The sequence below is a fragment of the Paenarthrobacter sp. NPDC056912 genome (assembly GCF_042786555.1).
In the GTDB taxonomy this organism is placed as follows: Bacteria; Actinomycetota; Actinomycetes; order Actinomycetales; family Micrococcaceae; genus Arthrobacter.
In genome coordinates this window covers 1-20002 of the sequence record NZ_JBHUCD010000033.1, presented here as the reverse complement: position 1 = coordinate 20002, position 20002 = coordinate 1, and the positions used below count along the sequence as shown (strand labels likewise).

The 20002-nt window shown below is 61.8% G+C and carries 18 protein-coding genes; 5 read left to right on the top strand and 13 right to left on the bottom strand.

What is annotated here, in order from left to right; genetic code table 11:
* Nucleotides 1-50: 50 nt before the first annotated feature.
* The 3 genes from ACFRJ9_RS23500 to fdxA all read right to left on the bottom strand — a co-directional run bounded on the left by ACFRJ9_RS23500 (nt 51) and on the right by fdxA (nt 3056).
* Nucleotides 51-1334 (bottom strand): citrate synthase, encoded by a 1284-nt coding sequence (locus ACFRJ9_RS23500; protein WP_377673223.1) that lies wholly within the window; start codon nt 1332-1334, stop codon nt 51-53.
* 232 nt (nt 1335-1566) lie between these two features.
* On the bottom strand, nt 1567-2715 hold the full coding sequence (gene dapC, locus ACFRJ9_RS23495) for a succinyldiaminopimelate transaminase (RefSeq protein WP_377673220.1): 1149 nt from the start codon (nt 2713-2715) through the stop codon (nt 1567-1569).
* Between the two features lie 14 nt (nt 2716-2729).
* A complete protein-coding gene (gene fdxA / locus ACFRJ9_RS23490) occupies nt 2730-3056 on the bottom strand; it encodes a ferredoxin (RefSeq protein ID WP_377673225.1) in 327 nt (108 codons plus the stop codon).
* 135 nt (nt 3057-3191) lie between these two features.
* Between fdxA and ACFRJ9_RS23485 the strand changes: the two genes are divergently transcribed.
* Nucleotides 3192-3428, top strand: coding sequence for a hypothetical protein (locus ACFRJ9_RS23485; RefSeq protein WP_377673218.1), 237 nt, complete (start codon nt 3192-3194; stop codon nt 3426-3428).
* Here ACFRJ9_RS23485 and ACFRJ9_RS23480 read toward each other — a convergent pair.
* Entirely contained in the window at nt 3425-3832 is a 408-nt protein-coding gene (locus ACFRJ9_RS23480; RefSeq protein ID WP_377673216.1) for a hypothetical protein, read from the bottom strand. The genes ACFRJ9_RS23485 and ACFRJ9_RS23480 overlap by 4 nt on opposite strands.
* A 34-nt stretch (nt 3833-3866) precedes the next feature.
* The gene (gene typA / locus ACFRJ9_RS23475) at nt 3867-5783 is read right to left on the bottom strand and encodes a translational GTPase TypA (RefSeq protein WP_377673213.1); all 1917 of its coding nucleotides are present in this window, start codon (nt 5781-5783) and stop codon (nt 3867-3869) included.
* Between the two features lie 281 nt (nt 5784-6064).
* Between typA and ACFRJ9_RS23470 the strand changes: the two genes are divergently transcribed.
* Nucleotides 6065-6886: an SGNH/GDSL hydrolase family protein gene (locus tag ACFRJ9_RS23470; protein ID WP_377673211.1), complete on the top strand. Its 822-nt coding sequence runs from the start codon at nt 6065-6067 to the stop codon at nt 6884-6886.
* A 70-nt stretch (nt 6887-6956) separates the two neighbouring features.
* On the opposite strand, the gene ACFRJ9_RS23465 is transcribed toward ACFRJ9_RS23470, so the two are convergent.
* From ACFRJ9_RS23465 to ychF, 5 genes are all read right to left on the bottom strand, one after another.
* A complete protein-coding gene (locus tag ACFRJ9_RS23465; protein ID WP_377673208.1) occupies nt 6957-8666 on the bottom strand; it encodes a dipeptide ABC transporter ATP-binding protein in 1710 nt (569 codons plus the stop codon).
* 10 nt (nt 8667-8676) lie between these two features.
* Nucleotides 8677-9621, bottom strand: a complete 945-nt coding sequence (locus tag ACFRJ9_RS23460; RefSeq protein WP_377673206.1) for an ABC transporter permease — start codon at nt 9619-9621, stop codon at nt 8677-8679.
* Nucleotides 9611-10540: an ABC transporter permease gene (locus ACFRJ9_RS23455; RefSeq protein WP_377673204.1), complete on the bottom strand. Its 930-nt coding sequence runs from the start codon at nt 10538-10540 to the stop codon at nt 9611-9613. The genes ACFRJ9_RS23460 and ACFRJ9_RS23455 overlap by 11 nt, the downstream gene beginning before the upstream one ends.
* 124 nt (nt 10541-10664) lie before the next feature.
* Nucleotides 10665-12347, bottom strand: a complete 1683-nt coding sequence (locus ACFRJ9_RS23450; RefSeq protein WP_377673202.1) for an ABC transporter substrate-binding protein — start codon at nt 12345-12347, stop codon at nt 10665-10667.
* Nucleotides 12348-12662: 315 nt separating this feature from the next.
* On the bottom strand, nt 12663-13748 hold the full coding sequence (gene ychF / locus ACFRJ9_RS23445; RefSeq protein ID WP_377673198.1) for a redox-regulated ATPase YchF: 1086 nt from the start codon (nt 13746-13748) through the stop codon (nt 12663-12665).
* Nucleotides 13749-13854: 106 nt separating this feature from the next.
* On the opposite strand from ychF, the gene ACFRJ9_RS23440 reads away from it, so the two are divergent.
* The gene (locus ACFRJ9_RS23440) at nt 13855-15129 is read left to right on the top strand and encodes a DNA recombination protein RmuC (RefSeq protein ID WP_377673195.1); all 1275 of its coding nucleotides are present in this window, start codon (nt 13855-13857) and stop codon (nt 15127-15129) included.
* Nucleotides 15130-15228: 99 nt separating this feature from the next.
* On the opposite strand, the gene ACFRJ9_RS23435 is transcribed toward ACFRJ9_RS23440, so the two are convergent.
* The gene (locus ACFRJ9_RS23435; protein ID WP_377673193.1) at nt 15229-16314 is read right to left on the bottom strand and encodes a 4-hydroxy-3-methylbut-2-enyl diphosphate reductase; all 1086 of its coding nucleotides are present in this window, start codon (nt 16312-16314) and stop codon (nt 15229-15231) included.
* A gap of 24 nt (nt 16315-16338) precedes the next feature.
* Nucleotides 16339-17202: a hypothetical protein gene (locus tag ACFRJ9_RS23430; protein ID WP_377673191.1), complete on the bottom strand. Its 864-nt coding sequence runs from the start codon at nt 17200-17202 to the stop codon at nt 16339-16341.
* 180 nt (nt 17203-17382) lie between these two features.
* On the opposite strand from ACFRJ9_RS23430, the gene xseA reads away from it, so the two are divergent.
* Together xseA and ACFRJ9_RS23420 are read left to right on the top strand one after the other, a co-directional pair.
* Nucleotides 17383-18660 carry an exodeoxyribonuclease VII large subunit gene (gene xseA / locus ACFRJ9_RS23425; RefSeq protein WP_377673189.1) on the top strand — a complete coding sequence of 426 codons (1278 nt, stop codon included), beginning with the start codon at nt 17383-17385 and terminating at the stop codon, nt 18658-18660.
* Nucleotides 18661-18721: 61 nt separating this feature from the next.
* Complete coding sequence (locus ACFRJ9_RS23420) at nt 18722-18979, top strand: exodeoxyribonuclease VII small subunit (protein WP_377673186.1); 258 nt, start codon at nt 18722-18724, stop codon at nt 18977-18979.
* 21 nt (nt 18980-19000) lie between these two features.
* On the opposite strand, the gene ACFRJ9_RS23415 is transcribed toward ACFRJ9_RS23420, so the two are convergent.
* Nucleotides 19001-19855 (bottom strand): polyphosphate kinase 2 family protein, encoded by an 855-nt coding sequence (locus ACFRJ9_RS23415; RefSeq protein WP_377673184.1) that lies wholly within the window; start codon nt 19853-19855, stop codon nt 19001-19003.
* Nucleotides 19856-20002 lie beyond the last annotated feature (147 nt).

Here is a 20002-nt window from a genome sequence, read left to right as displayed (position 1 = left end):
GCCGCCCACCTCGCGCGAGGTGGGCGGCCGCCGTCGTTAATGGCTTGGTACTAGTTGGCCGGGTAGTTGCGCTCCGGCTCCCCTGTGTAGAGCTGCCGCGGACGGCCGATCTTGGTCTGGGGATCGTTGATCATTTCGCGCCACTGGGCAATCCAGCCCGGGAGGCGTCCGATGGCGAAGAGCACGGTGAACATCTTCTCCGGGAAACCCATGGCCTTGTAGATGAGGCCGGTGTAGAAGTCGACGTTCGGGTACAGCTTGCGCTGGATGAAGTAATCGTCAGCCAGGGCCTTCTCTTCGAGGCGCATGGCGATGTCCAGCAGTTCGTCGTTGCCGCCGAGCTTGCTGAGAACCTCGTGGGCCGTTGCCTTGATGATCTTGGCGCGGGGGTCGTAGTTCTTGTAGACGCGGTGTCCGAAGCCCATGAGGCGGACGCCGTCTTCCTTGTTCTTGACCTTCTCCATGTAGTCCTCGGGCTTGATGCCGTCGGCCTGGATCTGGCGGAGCATCTTCAGCACGGCCTCGTTGGCGCCACCGTGGGCGGGGCCGAAGAGGGCGTTGATGCCGGCGGACACCGAAGCGAAGAGGTTCGCGTTGGAGGAGCCCACCAGGCGCACGGTGGAGGTTGAACAGTTCTGCTCGTGGTCGGCGTGCAGGATGAGGAGGAGGTCCAGGGCCTTGACGACCACCGGATCCATCTCGTACTGCTCGGCCGGAAGGCCGAAGCTCAGGCGGAGGAAGTTCTCCACCAGGTTCATGGAGTTGTCCGGGTACAGCATCGGCTGGCCGATGGACTTCTTGTGGGCGTAAGCGGCAATAACCGGCAGCTTGGCCATGAGACGGATGGTGGAAACTTCCACGTGTTCGGCATTGAAGGGATCCAGCGAGTCCTGATAGAACGTGGACAGCGCTGAAACCGCCGAAGAAAGCACCGGCATGGGGTGTGCGTCGCGCGGGAAGCCGCCGAAGAAGCCCTTGAGTTCCTCATGCAGGAGCGTGTGGCGGCGGATGCGCTGATCGAACTCTTCCAACTCCGTGGGGGTCGGAAGGTTTCCATAGATCAACAAGTAGGAAACTTCGAGGAAGCTCGAGTGCTGAGCGAGCTGCTCGATCGGGTAGCCGCGGTAGCGCAGGATGCCTGCGTCGCCGTCGATGTAGGTGATGGCCGAGGTGGTGGCCGCCGTGTTCATGAAGCCGGGGTCATAGGCAACGGCGCCCGTCTGCTTCAGCAGCTTGGAAACGTCGTAACCTTCGTTTCCTTCTACAACCTGGATGCGCGGCAGTTCGAGTTCGCCGCCGGCATGGCGCAGTGTTGCGCTGGTGGTCTCAGTCATGGAGTCCCCTTCATGAGGCCTTTGGGCCTCTATCGAACGCTTGTCCAACCAACTTCTGGTGTCGCCGCCTTCGGCCCTACTGTTGCAGGGCTCCAACGGCCGAAGTGCTTTCTTAGTGAAGGCCACCATTGATAGTCAGTTAAAAAGCTACCGCCAGTAACCCTACGGAACTAATCCGTGCCGTCCGGTTACTGGCGGAATGACGCTAATAGTGCTGCAAGTCACAGCATTGTTATGCGCCGTTGCCAAGCCGTTCCACGGCCGCATCGATGCGCTCGTCACTGCCCGTAAGCGCCACCCTGATGAAGCCGTTGCCGGCGTCGCCGTAAAAGACGCCCGGGCCCACCACGATGCCCAGATCAGCGAAACGGGCTACCGTGTCCCACGTGGCTTCGCCGGCCGTGGACCACAGATAAAGCCCGGCCTTGGATTCGTGGATCTGCAATCCGAACTTTTCCAGCGCGGGAAGGATCCGCTCGCGACGGCCTCGGTAAAGGTCCTTCTGCGCCAGGACATGCCCGGCATCGCCCAGGGCCACCCGCATGGCTTCCTGCACAGGATAGGGAACGATCATGCCCGCATGCTTGCGGCTGTTGACCAGGTTGGCCACGATCGCGGTGTCGCCAGCCACGAAGGCGGCGCGGTAGCCAGCGAGGTTGGACTGCTTGCTCAGTGAGTAGACGCACAACAGGCCGTCCGTGGAGCCTCCTGTGACACGCGGGTCCAGGATGCTGGGGACAGCTTCTCCCCCGCGCTGCGCGTCCCATTCACCCCACCCCAGTTCGGCATAGCACTCGTCCGAGGCCACCACCGCTCCGAGTTCGCGTGCTTGGCTGACGATGCCACGGAGGGATTCGACATCGCGGACGCTGCCCGTAGGGTTGCCCGGAGAGTTGATCCACACGAGACGCACCTTGGCCCGGGTGGCCGGATCCAGCTCATCGAGGCTGTCTGCGGCAACAGCCGTGGCACCAGCCAACGCGGCGCCGATATCGTAGGTCGGGTAGGCCACTGTGGGCCGGACAACGACGTCCCCTGCGCTCAAACCGAGCAGGAACGGAAGCCAAGCCACAAGCTCCTTGGAACCGACCGTGGGCATGACGTCCCTGGGATCCAAACCCGGTACGCCACGGCGGCTGGCAAACCAGTCAACAACAGCCTGGCGCAGCGGCTCAGTGCCGTGGACGGTGGGATAGCCGTGAGCGTCTGAGGCGGCAGCAAGTGCATCGCGAATCAGCTCGGGAGTGGGGTCCACCGGTGTCCCGATGGAAAGATTCACAGCCCCGCCGGGATGCTTGGCGGCCGTGGCAACGTACGGCGCCATGGCCTCCCACGGATAGTCGGGCAGGTTCAAGCCAAAGGCCGGTGCCGCGGAAATCAAGGAAACAACCGCCCTTAGTGGTCTTGGTTCTGCGGGGGCAGCGCCACGATGAACGGGTGGTCCTTGCCCGTGTTGCCGATCTTTGCAGCCCCGCCCGGTGAGCCGAGGTCGTCAAAGAACTCGACGTTGGCTTTGTAGTAGTCAGCCCATTCTTCGGGGGTGTCATCCTCGTAGTAGATGGCCTCAACCGGGCACACGGGCTCGCAAGCACCGCAGTCCACGCACTCATCGGGGTGGATGTAGAGGGTACGCTCACCTTCGTAAATGCAATCGACAGGGCATTCTTCAATACATGCCTTGTCCTTGACATCCACACACGGCTGCGCGATTACGTACGTCACGTCCCAGACCTCTCCACGGTTTGTCCCGGCGATGGCCGGGGTAATACTGCCGGCATCATGCCGGGCACTCAACTTCCGAGCCTATTATCCAACAGTGTTCTGACGCCAACCTAGCCCGCGTCTTAGTATGAAACGGTGACTCCCCCGCATTTGCCGCCCCGACAATTCTTACTGACTGCCGAGCCAGGTACTCGGGTGGTGGTCCGCTACAGGATCGACGACGGCCTGACGGACGCCCTGGGCTACCTGCTGGACACCAGCGAAAGCAGTTGCACGGTCCGAACCCGGACATCCGACGTCGAGATCCCCTTGGCGATGGTTATCGCGGCGAAAATGGTTCCGCCACCCCCACCCCGCCGCAAGCGGCCCTAACGGCTGCCGGCTGGGCCTACGGACGCACGGGCTGCTCGCGGCCATAAGCGTCCGGCGGCAACGAGCATGACCAGCGTGACCACACCTATACCAAAGACCCAAACGTTGCCGACGACGTCGCCCAACACCAGTTGCTTGGCGGGTCCGCCAGCGGACAACACTCCAACTGCAGCATAAGTCACTACGCCGGCCACCGCCGTCGGAATCACGGACCGTGACCAGGCTGCCAGCCACAACTGGACAGACGCCAGCAGCAACAACGCGCCAGCAACGCCCCAAGGGACCTCGACGCCGGACCACAGCACCGCCTGCCGGTGCAGTGCCGTACCTGCCGCAGCAACGAAAAGAGCCGCCAGTACGGCCGCGGCAATGCCACGGGCCGCACCGGCGACTCCTCTCTTCATTCAGCTGTTCCTGACTTGTTCAGTCCGGTGCAGGCTATGCCTTGGCGCGTGCGCGGTTGGCCTTGGCGCGCTCGTTCGAGTCAAGAATGAGCTTGCGGATACGGATGTCCTCCGGCGTGACCTCGACGCACTCGTCTTCGCGGGCGAATTCGAGGGACTCTTCCAGGGTCAGATCGCGCGGCGGCGTCAGGTTCTCGAAGGTGTCGGAGGAAGCTGCACGCATGTTGGTGAGCTTCTTTTCCTTGGTGATGTTGACGTCCATGTCGTCGGCGCGGGAGTTCTCGCCCACGATCATGCCTTCGTAGACCTCGGAGGTTGGCTTCACGAAGAAGGAACCGCGCTCCTGCAGGTTGATCATGGCGAACGGCGTCACAACACCGGCGCGGTCGGCGATCATCGAACCGTTGGTGCGGTATTCGATGGGACCGGCCCACGGCTCGTAGCCCTCGGAGATGGAAGCTGCGATACCGGCGCCACGGGTGTCCGTGAGGAACTTGGTGCGGAAGCCGATCAGGCCACGGGCCGGAACGATGAACTCCATGCGGCACCAGCCGGTGCCATGGTTGGCCATGTTGGTCATGCGGCCCTTGCGGGCTGCCATGAGCTGGGTAACGGCACCGAGGTACTCTTCGGGGACGTCGATGGTCATGTGCTCCATCGGCTCGTGGATCTTGCCGTCGATGGTCTTGGTAACAACCTGCGGCTTGCCGACAGTCAGCTCGAAGCCTTCGCGACGCATCTGCTCGACCAGGATGGCCAGGGCGAGCTCGCCACGGCCCTGGACTTCCCAGGCGTCGGGACGCTCGGTGGGCAGAACCTTGATGGAGACGTTACCGATCAGTTCCTTGTCCAGGCGATCCTTCACCTGGCGCGCGGTGACCTTGGCACCCTTGACCTTGCCGGCCAGCGGCGAGGTGTTGATACCGATGGTCATCGAGATCGCGGGATCATCCACGGTGATCAACGGCAGCGGCTGCGGGTTCTCGGCGTCCGTGAGGGTTTCACCAATGGTGATTTCCTCGATACCGGCGACGGCGACGATTTCGCCGGGACCGGCCTCTTCGGCAGGAACGCGTGTCAGTGCCTTGGTAGCCAGCAGTTCGGTGATCTTGACGTTCTTGAGCTCACCGTTTGCCCGCGCCCAAGCTACGGTCTGGCCCTTGCGGAGCGTGCCGTTGTAGATGCGCAGCAGGGCGAGGCGGCCAAGGAACGGCGAAGCGTCCAGGTTGGTCACGTGTGCCTGCAGCACGCCGTTCGGGTTGTACGTAGGAGCCGGGATGTGCTCGATGATGGTCTTGAACAGGGGCTCAAGGTCCTCGTTGTCCGGAGCCGAGCCGTTGGCCGGCTGTTCCAGGGATGCGCGGCCAACCTTGGCGGCTGCATAGACGACGGGAACTTCGAGGACCTTGTCCAGGTCCAGGTCCGGAACTTCGTCCGCGAGGTCCGAAGCCAGGCCCAGGAGCAGGTCCATGGACTCGTGGACAACCTCGTCGATGCGGGCGTCGGGACGGTCGGTCTTGTTGACCAGGAGGATGACCGGCAGGTGCGCGGCAAGGGCCTTGCGGAGCACGAAGCGGGTCTGGGGCAGGGGACCCTCGGAGGAGTCGACCAGCAGGACGACGCCGTCAACCATGGAGAGACCGCGCTCTACCTCGCCACCGAAGTCGGCGTGGCCGGGGGTGTCGATGACGTTGATGGTGATGGTCTCGCCATTGGACGACGGGCCGTTGTAAGCAACCGTGGTGTTCTTGGCGAGGATGGTGATGCCCTTTTCGCGTTCCAGGTCACCGGAGTCCATGACACGGTCCTCAACCTCACCATGGGAAGCGAAGGAGTTGGTCTGCTTGAGCATGGCGTCAACCAGGGTGGTCTTACCGTGGTCAACGTGTGCGACGATCGCGACGTTGCGCAGATCGCTCCGCGACGCAGTGTTGGTGATGGTTTCAGACATGCGTTAATGACTCGTTTCAGTGGTGAAGTCAGCTGTTTGTATCCGCGCGCATACCTGATCGACTTGATCGGAACACACAGCGAAAAGACCCCGGGACACAGGGCACCTAACACAAGTCTAAACGCAGTTGCATTTATGAGCCTAAAAAGCAAGCCATTCAGGGCCAGGATGTGGCACTGCTCACACGGATGACGCTTTTGTAACTACAAGTCCAGATGCTGGATTTTCCTGCGCCGGTGCCCCATGATGGCAGCAGACACAGTGCCACACGGAGACCATCGATGCGACAGACTTCGGCCGCGTTCCGCATGCTCGCACCACTGATCGCCACGGGCGTTCTGTTGGTGGGCTGCGGACCAAGCCCAGTATCAACCAGTGACCCCTCTCGATCAGCCGCGCCCGCACCCGCGCAGACAGCTGCCTCGGACAAGCCTTTGAGGGTGGCCCCTGAAGCCAGTGCCCTGAACTTACCGGTGGGCTCCCTATACAAGAACCCGGCAAACAACCGCAACGAACTGGTTCTCGCCGATGTGCGCCACACGGCTGTCCTGATCGGCGATTCCCAGGCAATGCCCAAGGACTCGTGGCCCCAACAGGCCATCGCGGCCTTGGGCTACAAGTTGCACGTCGTGGGCATGGGCGGCACCGGATACGTTGCCACTAACGGCAAGACCGGCAATTACATCGACGCGCTGCAGCGCGGGGACTGGGTGTTGCCCTACGGGGATCCGCCGCTGATCGTAGTGGAAGGCGGCGGCAACGATGCCACGCAGCGTGCCACCGACGTCCAGATCACCGGCAACGCCGAACGCCTGCTGGCCGCACTCAAGAAGCGTTATCCAGGTGCCACTCTGGCGATGGTCGGAACCTTGGCCCGCGGGGCAAGCAACGGCGGCGGCCGCCGCACCGAGGTAGACGCCTTGCTCGGCCGCATAGCTGCCAAACACGGCATTCCTTTCGTGAGCGCGGGCGACTGGCTGACACGCTACAACGCGATCGGCGACCTCCAGGACGGCGTGCACATGAAGCCGTCGGGGCACGCCAAGCTGGGCGTCGTCCTGGCACGCGAGCTCGCCGCACTGGGCCTCACAATGGGGCAATGACAACAAGAGCCGGCGGTTCCCTTGTGGGGAACCACCGGCTCTTTACTGCCTATGAAAAGTACGACGCCGGTCAGGCCACCGCGGGCGGCAGCAGCAGCGAACCACCAGGGATGGCATCCAGGAGGGCCTGGGTGTAGGCCTCACGGGGATTGTCGAAGACATCATCCGTGCTGCCGGTTTCCACCAGCTTGCCCTTTTCCATCACGCAAACATGGTCGGCAATTTGCCGCACCACTGCGAGGTCGTGCGTGATGAACAAGTACGTCAGCCCGAGGTTGTCCTGCAGATCAGCGAGCAGGTTGAGGACCTGTGCCTGCACAAGGACGTCGAGGGCTGAAACGGCCTCGTCGCAGATGATGACCTCGGGGTCCAAAGCGAGGGCACGTGCGATCGCAATGCGCTGGCGTTGACCACCGGAGAGCTCGTTCGGGTACCTCTGCATCATGGACTGGGGCAACGCCACCTGATCCAAGAGCTCGCGTACCTTCTTCTCACGGCTGGCAGCGTTGCCGATCTTGTGGACGCGCAGCGGTTCTTCGATGGTCCTGAAGATGTTGTACATCGGATCCAAAGAGCCGTAAGGGTCCTGGAAGATGGGCTGCACGCGACGACGGAACTTGAAGAGTTCCTTGCCTTTAAGTCCCGCCGTGTCCACACCGTCAAAAACGATCTGGCCCTCAGTGGGCTTTTCCAGTTGCAGCACCATTTTGGCAACAGTGGACTTGCCCGATCCGGACTCCCCCACAATTGCTGTGGTTGTCCCGCGTTTAACAGCGAAGCTGACGTCGTCAACTGCAGCGAAATCGGACGTCTGGCCAAGCCCCTGACGCAGTTTGTAGATCTTTCGCAGGTTTTTGATCTGCAGGACCTCATCCTGGGCACGGTCCTGAGCAGCCGCCACGGGTGCCAGAAGATCTCCGGCTTCCACACCCTGTTCCTTGGCCACCTGGATACGGCGCGACGCAAGCGACGGTGCCGACTCCACCAAGCGGCGGGTGTACGGGTGCTGCGGGTTGCGCAGGAGCTCCAGCGAGGGACCGGCCTCAACAACGTTGCCCTGGTACATGACGATCACTTTGTCCGCGCGTTCAGCCGCAAGGCCGAGGTCGTGGGTGATGAGCAGAACAGAAGTCCCAAGCTCAGTGGTCATCTTGTCCAAGTGGTCCAGTATCCTGCGCTGCACCGTAACATCCAACGCAGACGTTGGCTCGTCGGCGATCAGGAGCTTGGGCTGGCAGCTCAGGCCAATGGCGATGAGTGCGCGCTGGCGCATGCCACCAGAGAACTCATGCGGATACTGCTTGGCGCGCCGCGCAGCATCCGGAAGGCCGGCTTCCGCAAGTACGCGGGCCACGTCCTCCGGGCCGTCCGGACGACCATTGGCCTTCAGGGTTTCCCTAACCTGGTAGCCGATCTTCCACACCGGGTTCAGGTTGGACATGGGGTCTTGGGGAACCATGCCGATGTGGCTGCCGCGGAGCTCGATCATGCGCTTTTCCGAAGCGTGGGCAATGTCTTCGCCGTCGAGCAGGATCTGCCCGCCCGAGACGCGACCATTGTTGGGCAAGAGACCGATGGCAGCCAGTGCCGTCGTCGACTTTCCTGAACCCGACTCCCCCACAATGGCTACCGTTTCGCCAGGCATGATCGACAGGTGGGCGTTTTTAACCGCCTTGACCTCACCGGATCCGGTCTTGAAGGTGATGGCCAGGTCCTTGATCTCCAGGATGGGCCGTACTGGTGCAGTGGCTTCATCAATTCTGATGTTGGCAGAAGTCATGGTCGCCTCCTTAGCGCTGACGGCTCTTGGGATCAAGAGCATCGCGGACGGCGTCGCCAAGCATGATGAAGCTCAGGACGGTGATGGACAGGGCAGCTGCCGGGTAGAGCAGAATTCCGGGGTTGGTCCGGATAGACGCGTTGGCCGCGGAGATGTCGTTACCCCACGACATCACGCTGCCGGGTAGCCCGACACCCAGGAAGGACAGGGTGGCTTCCAGGACGATGAACACGCCCAGTTCAAGCGTGGCAAGGACGATCACGGGTGCCAAAGCGTTCGGCAGCGCATGCTTGACCAGGGCACCGAACTTGGAAACACCCAGTGACCGGGCCGCTGTGACAAAGTCTGCATTGCGGACTTCGATGACAGCGCCTCGGGTAATACGTGCCATTTGGGGCCACGCAAGCAGGGATATCGTCAGGACCACTGTCCACACGCTTCTGTTCTCGCGGAACAGCGGCAGCTGGGTGATGACCAAGGCGCCAAGGATGATCGGCAAGGCAAAGAAGATATCCCCGAGACGGGCCAGGACGGCGTCAAGCCATCCGCCGTAGTAGCCGGCCAGCGCACCAAGAGTAACGCCAATGATGACGACGGCAAGCACGGACAGGACACCGACGGACAGGGAAGCCTGCGTACCGTGGATCACGCGGGAATAGACGTCGCAACCTTGAAGGGTGAAGCCCAGCGGGTGGCCAGCGGTAGGCGGGCCCTCGGAGTTTGCCAGCTGGCAGTCACTGTTGGGCTCCACACTAGTGAAGAGGCCCGGGAAGAGGGCTACCGTCACAAGGAGCAGGATCAGCAGCGAGGAGACGATGAACAGTGGCCGGCGGCGAAGCTTGCGCCATGCATCCGCCCAGAGGCTCAGGGGCGCCTGATCCGTCTTGACGGCATCAGTGGCCAACAGCGGCGTCTCCTCGACGGGGGCCACGAAGTGTTCAGTATTACTGGTCATAACGAATCCTCGGGTCAAGCCAGGCGTACAGGAGGTCAACCAAGAGATTGGTGATAACGAAAACCAAAACCAGGACGCTCACGATGGCAACGATGGTCGGGCCTTCGCTTCGCTGGATGGCCTGGAAAAGTTTGTTACCCACTCCGGGCACGTTGAAGATACCCTCGGTGACAATGGCACCACCCATGAGGCCACCCAGGTTGGCACCAAGGTAGGTCACAACAGGAATCAACGAGTTCCTGAGAATGTGGGCAATTACAACGCGGGGACGCGAAAGTCCTTTTGCAGTAGCCGTACGGACGTAGTCCGCATTCATGTTCTCGCTGACAGAGGCGCGGGTAAGCCGCAGCACATACGCAAAGGACACCAGACCCAATACGACGGCCGGAAGAATCAGGTTGCCCCAGTCAGCGTTGGCACCCACTGTGGGTTTTGCCCAACCAAGTTGGACACCGAAGACGAGTTGGAAAACGAAGCCCAGAACGAAGGTCGGGACGGCGATCACCAGGAGCGAGACGACGAGGACCGTCGAGTCGAACAGCTTGCCCTTTTTGAGTCCGGCGAAGACACCGAAAGCAATGCCGAAGACGGCCTGGATTATGAGGGCTTCGATGGCAAGCATTGCCGTCACAGGGAAGGCCCTGGCCAGGGAATCGGCGATGGGCTGTTGAGTGAAGTCAACGCCAAGATTGAAGGTGAACAAGTTCTTGATGAAGAGCCCATATTGAACCCAGAATGGCTGGTCCAGGTTGTACTGGGCCCGGAGAGCATCGATGACGCTCTGCGGTGGCTGGCGTTCTCCGAAGAGGGCCGCGATCGGGTCGCCGGGTAGGGCGAAGACCATGTAATACACGAGGAGGGTGGTCCCCAGGAAAACCGGGATGACCTGGAGGAGCCTACGGAAGATGAAGCGAACCACGGGTCACCCCTCTTCGGTGGTTGGGCGTTGGTGTGTCATGTGTGCCTTCCTGCCAAGCAAGCAAGGGGGGCCCGGCGCGTTGGCCGGACCCCCTTTGCCTTACGGCAAGTTCAGATCCTGGGGACTACTTGGCTTCGATGTCGAAGTAGCGAATGCCGCCGTTCCAGCCGGTTTCAGCTGAGACGACATTGTTGCTCCATACGATCGGGGTAGCCCGGTACCACAATGGCAGACCGGGGAGGTCCTTGAACAGGATCTCCTGTGCCTGGTTGAACTTGGTGTTGGCGTCTTCCGGAGTCTTGGCTGCAAGGCCGTCCTTGAGGAGCTTGTCGAACTCGGGGTTCGAGTACTTCTCGTAGTTGGAAGAGGCGTTGGTTGCCCACACCGGTCCGAGGAAGTTGTACAGCGACGGGTAGTCGCCCTGCCAGCCGGCGCGGGTCAGGCCCGGAAGGGACTGAGACTTGCGCAGGTCCAGGACTTCAGCAAACTTGGCGAACGGCTGGATTTCAGCTTGGATGCCGAGGTTGTTCTTGAAGCCGTTGGCTACAGCATCGATCCATTCCTTGTTGCCACCGTCAGTGTTCGAGGCAATCAGGAGCGGCTTGGAACCGTCGTACGGCTTGATCTTCTCGGCCTGTGCCCACAGATCCTTGGCCTTGGCGGCGTCGAACTTGAGGACATCGCTGCCCGGGATGGAATCGTTGTAGCCGTCGAGCACCGGTGCCGTGAATTCCGTCGCCGGGGTGCGCGTGCCGTTGAAGATCACCTTGGTGATTTCTTCGCGGTTGATCGCGTGGGAAAGAGCCTGCCGGCGCAAGGTTCCAGCTTCACCCTGGAAGTTCGGGTTGTAGCCCGGGATGTTCAGGGTGGCGTTGTTGGCGTTCGGACGCGTGGAGTTACGGTCCGGGAAGTCCGTGGTGTAGGTCTTCAGTGCGTTGGACGGCACGACGTCAGTGATGTCGAGGTTGTCGGCCTGGAGGTCCGTGTATGCGGGGCCCGGATCGGTGTAGAACTTGAAGGTCACGCCACCGTTCTTGGCAGCGCGGGGACCCGTGTAGTCAGCGTTCTTGACGAGGGAGATGGACTGGTCGTGTACCCAGGCGCCTTCCTTCTCGAACTTGTACGGGCCGTTGCCGATCGGGTTCTCGCCAAACTTCTTGGAATCCTTCAGAGCTTCCGAGGGAAGCGGGTAGAAGGCGGAGTATCCAAGTCGCAGGGACCAGTCAGCTTCCGGCTGGGTCAGCTTGACCGTGATGGTCTGGTCGTCCGTGGCAGCCAGGCCGGACATGGTCTGTGCCGTCGGTGCCGGAGTCGAGGTCTTCTTGCCGTCGGCCGATGTGGTCTCGGTGACTGCGCTGACATCGGCGTAGCCTTCGATGGACTCGAAGAAGAAGCCGTTGTTCTGGAGGTTAGTGCTCAGTGCGGCGAAGTTCCAGGAGTCAACAAACGTCTTTGCCGTGACGGGCTCGCCGTTGGTGAACTTGGAACCGGACTTAACCTTGATGGTCCAGTTCTGCGAGTCTGTGGTTTCAATCGACTCCGCCAGTGCGTTGACGGGCTTGCCGTCTGAGTCGTAGGCGCGAAGACCCTCGAACAGCAGCTCTACCACGCGGCCACCGTACACCTCGTTGGTGTTGGCCGGCAGCAGCGGGTTCTGCGGTTCGTTGCTGTATGCGGAAATGACCTTGTTCGGGTCAGCTGCGGCAGAGCTGTTCGTGTTGCTGCCGCCACCGCCGCCGCAACCGGTCACTGCGAGGGCGATAATCGCCGCTACGCCTAGAGCTTTGGAAGTGCGCGAGAAACGCATTCCGCCTCCTATGAGTCGTGGAGTTGAACAGGGAAAACTCGAGATCTCCCCCAGGCACAGGCACAGTTTCCTACTGTGACGTTGCCAACATGTGTGTGTAAGCCTACCCACATTGTGTCCGGATGTTGGGACTTGATGGCCAAACTGTAACCGTTCCGCAACCTCCAGATGCCTAAATTGCCGGGGATTTCAAGTCAAACGCTACTCGGTGGTAATATTCGCTGTCTGACAGCAGGACAGGACAGTTTTTGGCACAAAAAGAGCCCCGGCTCTTTCGAACCGGGGCCCTCCTCAACGTGGGAGTTGTGTTGCGTCCTAGACGTTGAAGCGGAACTCCACAACATCGCCGTCGGCCATGACGTACTCTTTGCCTTCGATCCGGACCTTGCCGCGGGACTTCGCCTCGGACATGGAGCCGGCCTCGACGAGGTCATCGAAGGAGACAACTTCAGCCTTGATGAAGCCACGCTGGAAGTCGGAGTGGATCACACCGGCTGCCTGCGGTGCCGTGTCACCCTGGCGGATGGTCCATGCCCGGGTTTCCTTGGGGCCGGCGGTGAGGTAGGTCTGCAGCCCCAAGGTGTGGAAACCAACGCGTGCCAACTGGTCCAGGCCGGATTCGGTCTGGCCGTTCATCTCCAGCATCTCGCGGGCCTCTTCCTCGTCCAATTCAACGAGGTCGGATTCAAGCTTCGCATCAAGGAAGATGGCATCTGCCGGAGCAACCAGTGCCCGCAGTTCGTCCTGCTTGGCCGGGTCTCCAAGAATCCCTTCATCCGCGTTGAACACATAGATGAAGGGTTTGGCGGTCAAAAGGCCAAGTTCCTTGAGATGGGCCATCTCCAGCTTGTCGCTCTTGATGGACGAGAAGATCGTGTCGCCGCGTTCAAGCACAGCCTGGGCGGCCTTGATGGCAGCGAGCTCAGCAGCCTCGCGCTTCTTGATCTTTACTTCTTTTTCGATGCGCGGGATGGCGTTTTCGATGGTCTGAAGATCGGCCAGGATGAGCTCGGTGTTAATGGTCTCCATATCGGAGCCCGGGTCAACCTTGCCGTCCACGTGGATCACATCGGGGTCATCGAACACGCGGACAACCTGTGCGATTGCCTCGGCCTCGCGGATGTTTGCGAGGAACTTGTTGCCCAGGCCTTCGCCCTCGGACGCACCCTTCACGATGCCGGCGATGTCCACGAAGGACACCGGCGCGGGCAGCAACTTCTGCGAACCGAAGATCTCTGCCAGCTTCGCCAGCCGTGGATCCGGCAGGTTCACGACACCGACATTTGGTTCGATCGTTGCGAACGGATAGTTCGCAGCGAGCACCTGATTGCGGGTCAGTGCGTTGAAAAGGGTTGATTTGCCGACGTTGGGCAGTCCGACGATGCCAATAGTAAGAGCCACGAGCATTGATTCTACCCGTTGGGAAGTTGAGTGCGCTTGTTCGTGCCACGGCGGCCAGCGGGGCGCAGTCGCTAAAACTGTCGTACCCCTGTGACAGGGTTGCCACATGGATGGATTTGGATTGCTTTTAGCCCTGCTCATGCTGCTGATAGGCGCCGCTGTGGGTCTCGCGGCGGGTTATGTGGTCTTCCGACGCCGGGGCGCCGCCTTGGAGGAAGACTTCGACGCCGTTTCGTCACGGCTTTCAGATGTGTCGGCGCAGCTCGCCGCCGCCGACGCCGAACGCCGCCTGCTGTTCACGCAGAACCGTGAACTAAACGCGGCCAGGAACTCCGACGGCAGCGTCCTGCGTGCCCTGGGACCTGTTGCCGAGAAGCTAACGGCTGTGCAGCAACAGGTATCGCTACTGGAGCGTGACCGGGTGGAGCAATACGGCCAGCTTGCCCAGCAACTCCAGGACGCCCGGTTGTCCGACGAACAGCTCCTTCGGTCTACTCACGCCCTGGCCTCGGCGCTCCGTTCCAACAGTGCCCGCGGCCAGTGGGGTGAGGTCCAGCTGCGCAGGGTGGTTGAGGCCTCCGGCATGCTCCGCCATGTCGATTTCTTCGAGCAAGTTCATTCCGGGCGGACCGAGAACACACTGCGCCCGGACCTGGTGGTGCAACTGCCCGGCGGCAAGCAGCTGGTGGTGGACGCCAAAGTCCCCCTGGCTTCATACCTCTCCGCACAAGAGCAGGTGCACGGAGACGGATCGTTCGGCGAATCGGTGACTCCCTCCACGAACCATGACTCAAAGACGCTGCTGGCGCAGCACGCCAAGGCCCTCAAGGCTCATATCGACGCCCTGGCCGCCAAGAAGTACTGGGACATCCCAGGGAACTCCCCCGAGCTGGTCATCTGCTTCCTGCCTGCAGAATCCATTTTGGCCTCCGCCCTTGAAGCCGACCCCGCCCTATTGGAGCATGCACTGTCCAGGAATGTCGTCCTGGCATCGCCGGGAACGCTGTTGGCTGTCCTCAAATCGGTAGCCTTCACCTGGCGGCAGGATGTCCTCACGGACAGCGCCCACGAGCTCTTCGAGCTCGCCAAGCAGCTCTATGAGCGCATGGGCACCCTCGGTGAGAATGTTGGCAAGCTGGGCAGCTCCCTGAAGACCTCGGTAGACCGCTACAACGCGATGGTCGGCACCCTGGAAGCCCGGGTCCTCCCGACCGCACGGAAACTCAACACCATGGACGATGCCGGGCTGGCCGCGCCAATGTCCATCGAGGCCGTTCCCCGGGCTCTGGCGGCCCCTGAGTTGCTGGCCGTCGACTCCTACGAGCAGAGCGAACCGGTGGGCGCTCACGAGGACAGGGAAGACCGCGAGTCTGCGGCCTAGGTGACGGCTTAAAGAGAGCGACCCGCCGTGGACATTCTCGCAAGAGAGAGTGTCCACAGCGGGTCGGCTCGGATGTCAGCCTTGTTAGGAGGAGCCTTGTTAGGAGGTGGGTCGGTTTCCACGTCCGCCAAGGGCGCGGGAGACGTCGCCGGCCTTCTTGAGAGTAGCCCTCAACTCCTTGGGGAGCGAGAACAGGAGGTCTTCCTCTGCCGTGACCACTTCTTGGACTTCGCCATAGCCGTAGTCAGCCAGGAGGCGCAAAACATCTTTGACGAGTACCTCGGGGACAGAGGCTCCTGAGGTCACGCCGACGGTGGCCACACCCTCAAACCATGCTTCATCCACCTCATTGGCAAAGTCCACCCTGTAGGAGGTCCGGGCACCGTATTCAAGGGCCACTTCAACCAGGCGTACCGAGTTGGAAGAGTTTGCCGACCCGACAACAATGACCAGATCGGCCTGCGGTGCGATCTTCTTGATGGCCACCTGCCGGTTGGTGGTGGCGTAGCAAATGTCGTCGCTGGGCGGATCCTGGAGCGTAGGGAACCGGTCCTTCAGCAGGCGAACGGTCTCCATGGTTTCATCCACGCTCAGGGTGGTCTGCGACAGCCAGATGGTCTTCTCGGGATCTCGGACGGTGACCTTGTCTACCTCGTGCGGACCGTTGATGATCTGGATGTGTTCCGGAGATTCACCAGCCGTTCCTTCGACTTCCTCGTGGCCCTCATGGCCGATGAGGAGGATGTCGTAGTCTTCCTTGGCGAAGCGAACAGCTTCTTTGTGGACTTTGGTCACCAGAGGGCAGGTGGCGTCGATGGTCCGAAGACCACGGTCCTCCGCGGACTGGACCACGGCCGGCGAGACACCATGCGCGGAAAAGATCACCAGCGCGCCTTCGGGGACTTCGTCGGTTTCCTCGACAAAAATGGCGCCCTGCTCTTCCAGCGAGCTGACCACGTGGACGTTGTGGACGATCTGCTTGCGGACGTAGACGGGTGGGCCGTAGTGCTCAAGGGCTTTCTCGACAGCAATGACCGCCCTGTCCACACCGGCACAATAACCGCGTGGGGCCGCCAGCAGTACCTTCTTGGGCCCCGTGACGGGAGCCGCCGCCTGTACCTCTTCCGGAGAACGCCGTCTGCGGGGCACCGTGGGCATAGGAATGGAAACTGCTGTGCTGGTCATCCCTCTATGCTACCGGCCAGTCCTTTACGCTTGGGCAGAACGTGACCGTTGTCGCCCTGACACGAGCCAAGCTATGACTCCTGCCACCAGGAGTGCCCCTGATGCCACCGCGGCGATGACTATCCATTCTCCGAAGCCAGTCCTGGCAGCGGTCAAGAATTCCTGTTTGAAAAGTTCGGCCACCCCGTTGGCACTGGAGAGCTTCCCGATCATTCCACCGGCAAGGTTTCCCGCCGCCGTCCACAGCGCGGCGAGCGCCAGGCCGCCCAGGCCTATCCACACCAACACCACGGACCGTCGTCGCGCCACAGCGAGGGCCAAGAGCGCTGAAACGCCGGCGCCGACGGCGGCGATCCACCACAATGGCGCAAAGGCTGCAACGCGTTCAATGAGCTGCCGGTGGGAAGGCTCCCCCAGCGACACCAGGCTTTCCGACGGAACATCAAGCCTGATTCCTGTGGCCGTGGCGAAATGATCCCGGATCAACCTGACGAGGGGACCGACGTCGAGCAGCAGCGCAGTAGTTGCCGCGCTCTCCTCGGGCTGTGACCCGGCAGTGAAATTGAGCCGGTGGCTGTTTCTTACGGTTTCTTCCCATGCCTGCGGGTAGTCGCTCCAGGATTGCATGCCGGACGCGGCGTTCCGCAGCGCGTCAGCAGCCAAGTTTTGGATTGGCCCCGGGAGGCTGACCGAGGATTCGAAAGTTCCCACGGCGGCGGTTGCCAGCTGGCTCTGGAATTCAGGATCGCTGCCCAAGGCGCCGGCCAAACGGACGAAACCCGTTTCCTGGACGATGGTCTGGTCCACCCACGCAGCCGGAACTGCAACGGCCGTGAGCAGTACGGCGAGAACCACGCCCAATGCTGAGACAAATGTGCGCAAAGTCATCCTCAGTGTCGGGGTCTGTGCCACCATCCTAGGTCTGTCCACAGGATACGAAAAATGTCAGGGCCTGGCGCTAAAGCTATGGATAGAGTTGGAAGGCCGGCCCGCACCCATGGCCGCACCCTAGCGAGGACAAAGACATGCAGTCAGAATCACGGACCCAGGTACGAACACGGACTCTCCATGTCCGCTGATGCAACGCCGGAGTCTACGCTGCCCGGGACCGCTGCTGAGACCAGCCCGGATAATCCTTGGCCGCTGCAACTGTTGTCCCGCAAGCTCAAAGCCCACATCGAGCGAGCCCCCGCAGCATGGATCGAAGGCCAGGTCATCGAACTGAACCGTCGGGGTGGCAACGCGTTCCTGACGTTGCGCGACGTGGACGCCGAAATATCACTCCCGGCCTCAGTGTGGTCAACGGTCCTGGATCGCCAGAAGATCCCCTTGGAACGCGGCTCGCGTGTGGTTGCCTTGGTCAAGGCTGACTTCTGGGTCAAGACCGGACGCCTGAACATGTCAGTCAAGGACATCAGGCCGGTGGGCCTGGGCGATCTGCTGGCCCGGATCGAGCGGCTCCGGCAGGCTTTGGCAGCGGAGGGCCTGTTCGCCGAATCCCGGAAACGGAAATTGCCATTGCTCCCCCACCGCATCGGTCTCATCACCGGGCGGGATTCGGACGCCAAGAAGGATGTCCTGCGCAATGCTGCGCTGCGTTGGCCTGCCGTTGAATTCGACGTACGCGAGGTTGCGGTCCAAGGCAACACTGCTGTTTCGCAGATCATCGGAGCCTTGAAGAAGCTGGACGCCGACCCGCACGTGGACGTCATTGTCCTGGCCCGCGGTGGCGGTGCCTTGGAAGACCTCCTGCCCTTCAGCAGCGAGGAACTCATCCGTGCGGTAGCTGCAGCCACTACCCCTGTTGTCAGTGCGATCGGACATGAAGCCGACCGGCCCATCCTGGACGACGTCGCGGACCTCCGCGCATCGACGCCCACTGATGCGGCCAAGCGGATCGTTCCCGACGTCGCCGAGGAACTGGCCATGGTGCGCCAGGCACGGGACCATCTCCGCCGAAGCATCAGCCGAATGGTGGATCGGGAAACGGACCGGCTCCATGCGCTGAGATCCAGGCCGGTTCTGGCCGCACCGGATTCAATGGTGGCAGCACGCGCCGACGACATCATGCGTCTTCAACGGCGTTCCCACGCGGCCGTCAACACGGCAGTCCTCCGGGCCCTGGACCAGGTCCACCACTTGCGCGCACAGGTGAGGGCGCTTTCACCGCAGAAAACGCTGGATCGCGGCTATGCCGTAGTCCAACTCGTCGGCGAGGACCAGAAGGGGCACACGGTGGTTAGCGGCCCCGGGCAGGCCCCGGAAGGCAGCGCCCTGGCCATTCGCGTGGCGGAGGGTCGCTTCAGGGCCGTGTCCACCGGCCACGGAGAAATCGCCGAACGCTGACTACCGGGCCGGAATCCCACGCCGTCGACTCACGTATCCCTGCCGAACACAAAGGACCATCATGACCGAGATCAACCCGACCACACCGTCACCGGACTCCTTGGACTCCCTGAGCTACGAGGAAGCCCGGGAACAACTCGTAGCCGTTGTGGGCCGTTTGGAGGCCGGCGGAGCCAGCTTGGAAGAATCCCTGGCCCTCTGGGAGCGGGGCGAGGCCTTGGCCAAACGCTGCGAGGACTGGCTTGAGGGCGCCCGCCGGCGCCTCGCGACCGCCAGGGAAGCAAACAACGACGGCGCAGCTGCCGCCGGAACGGACTAGAAGCCGGTCCTCCTGCGCGGCTTAGGATGCCTGGACGAGGGCGCGTTCAGCGGCAACGTCGAAGTCCGCCTTCGGCCATTCCAGCGACATTCCTTCGAGGGCATCCAAAAGCAGCTGCTGGACAGCGATGCGGGCGTACCACTTCCTGTTGGCAGGAACCACGTGCCACGGAGCGATGTCCGTGGACGTCTTCCCGAAGGCCGTGTTGTAGGCATCCATGTAGTCAGGCCAGAACGCCCTTTCGGCGAGGTCTGTCCGGCTGTATTTCCAGTGCTTGCTGGGATCGTCAAGCCGGGCAAGCAAGCGCTTCTTCTGCTCGTCCTGGCTGATGTTGAGCATGACCTTGACGATGGTGGTGCCCTGCTCGGCGAGGCGGGCCTCGAAATCGTTGATCGCCGCATACCGCCGCTCCAGCTCGTCGGCGTCCGCCCAGGCGTGGACACGGTGAATCAGGACATCCTCATAGTGGGAACGGTCGAACACGCCCACCATGCCAACGTCCGGTACTTGTTTCTCGATCCTCCACAGGAAGTCGTGCGACTTTTCTTCGTCCGAGGGCGCCTTGAAAGCACTCAGCTGAACACCTTGCGGGTCCATGGCACCCACAACGTGGCTGACGATCCCGCCTTTGCCAGCAGTGTCCATGGCCTGCAGTATCAACAGGAGCCGCTTGGTGCTGCCGAACTTGCCTTCGGCGAAAAGCTTCTCCTGTAGTTCCTTGAGCCTCGCGTCCTGGGCAACCAACAACCCCTGGCCGTCAGCCTTAACGCCCCTGTAGCCAGGAGTTGAAGCGGGATCCACATTCTCAAGCGAAAAACCGGACCCCACCCTCAGTACTTCGGCTGGACTCTTGGAAAACTCGACTGCTTCGGCCATCGGCGTGCCTTTCTGCCAGGCTGCGCCCCCGCGGCGCAGCCATGGAACTCAGGCTAGACGATATGAAGTGAGGGCGTTAGGTCCCTGCCCGTCCGGTGCGGCCCATTGTCGCCGGGCGGCCGCGCAGCGCCGGCCTGGCATGGGGCG

Coding starts and splice junctions, on each gene's coding strand:
- ACFRJ9_RS23500 (WP_377673223.1), bottom strand. CDS start 1,334: ATGACTGAGACCACCAGCGCAACACTGCGCCATGCCGGCGGCGAACTC.
- ACFRJ9_RS23480 (WP_377673216.1), bottom strand. CDS start 3,832: ATGAAGAGAGGAGTCGCCGGTGCGGCCCGTGGCATTGCCGCGGCCGTA.
- typA (WP_377673213.1), bottom strand. CDS start 5,783: ATGTCTGAAACCATCACCAACACTGCGTCGCGGAGCGATCTGCGCAAC.
- ACFRJ9_RS23470 (WP_377673211.1), top strand. CDS start 6,065: ATGCGACAGACTTCGGCCGCGTTCCGCATGCTCGCACCACTGATCGCC.
- ACFRJ9_RS23465 (WP_377673208.1), bottom strand. CDS start 8,666: ATGACTTCTGCCAACATCAGAATTGATGAAGCCACTGCACCAGTACGG.
- ACFRJ9_RS23460 (WP_377673206.1), bottom strand. CDS start 9,621: ATGACCAGTAATACTGAACACTTCGTGGCCCCCGTCGAGGAGACGCCG.
- ACFRJ9_RS23450 (WP_377673202.1), bottom strand. CDS start 12,347: ATGCGTTTCTCGCGCACTTCCAAAGCTCTAGGCGTAGCGGCGATTATC.
- ACFRJ9_RS23440 (WP_377673195.1), top strand. CDS start 13,855: ATGGATGGATTTGGATTGCTTTTAGCCCTGCTCATGCTGCTGATAGGC.
- ACFRJ9_RS23435 (WP_377673193.1), bottom strand. CDS start 16,314: ATGACCAGCACAGCAGTTTCCATTCCTATGCCCACGGTGCCCCGCAGA.
- ACFRJ9_RS23430 (WP_377673191.1), bottom strand. CDS start 17,202: ATGACTTTGCGCACATTTGTCTCAGCATTGGGCGTGGTTCTCGCCGTA.
- xseA (WP_377673189.1), top strand. CDS start 17,383: ATGTCCGCTGATGCAACGCCGGAGTCTACGCTGCCCGGGACCGCTGCT.
- ACFRJ9_RS23420 (WP_377673186.1), top strand. CDS start 18,722: ATGACCGAGATCAACCCGACCACACCGTCACCGGACTCCTTGGACTCC.
- ACFRJ9_RS23415 (WP_377673184.1), bottom strand. CDS start 19,855: ATGGCCGAAGCAGTCGAGTTTTCCAAGAGTCCAGCCGAAGTACTGAGG.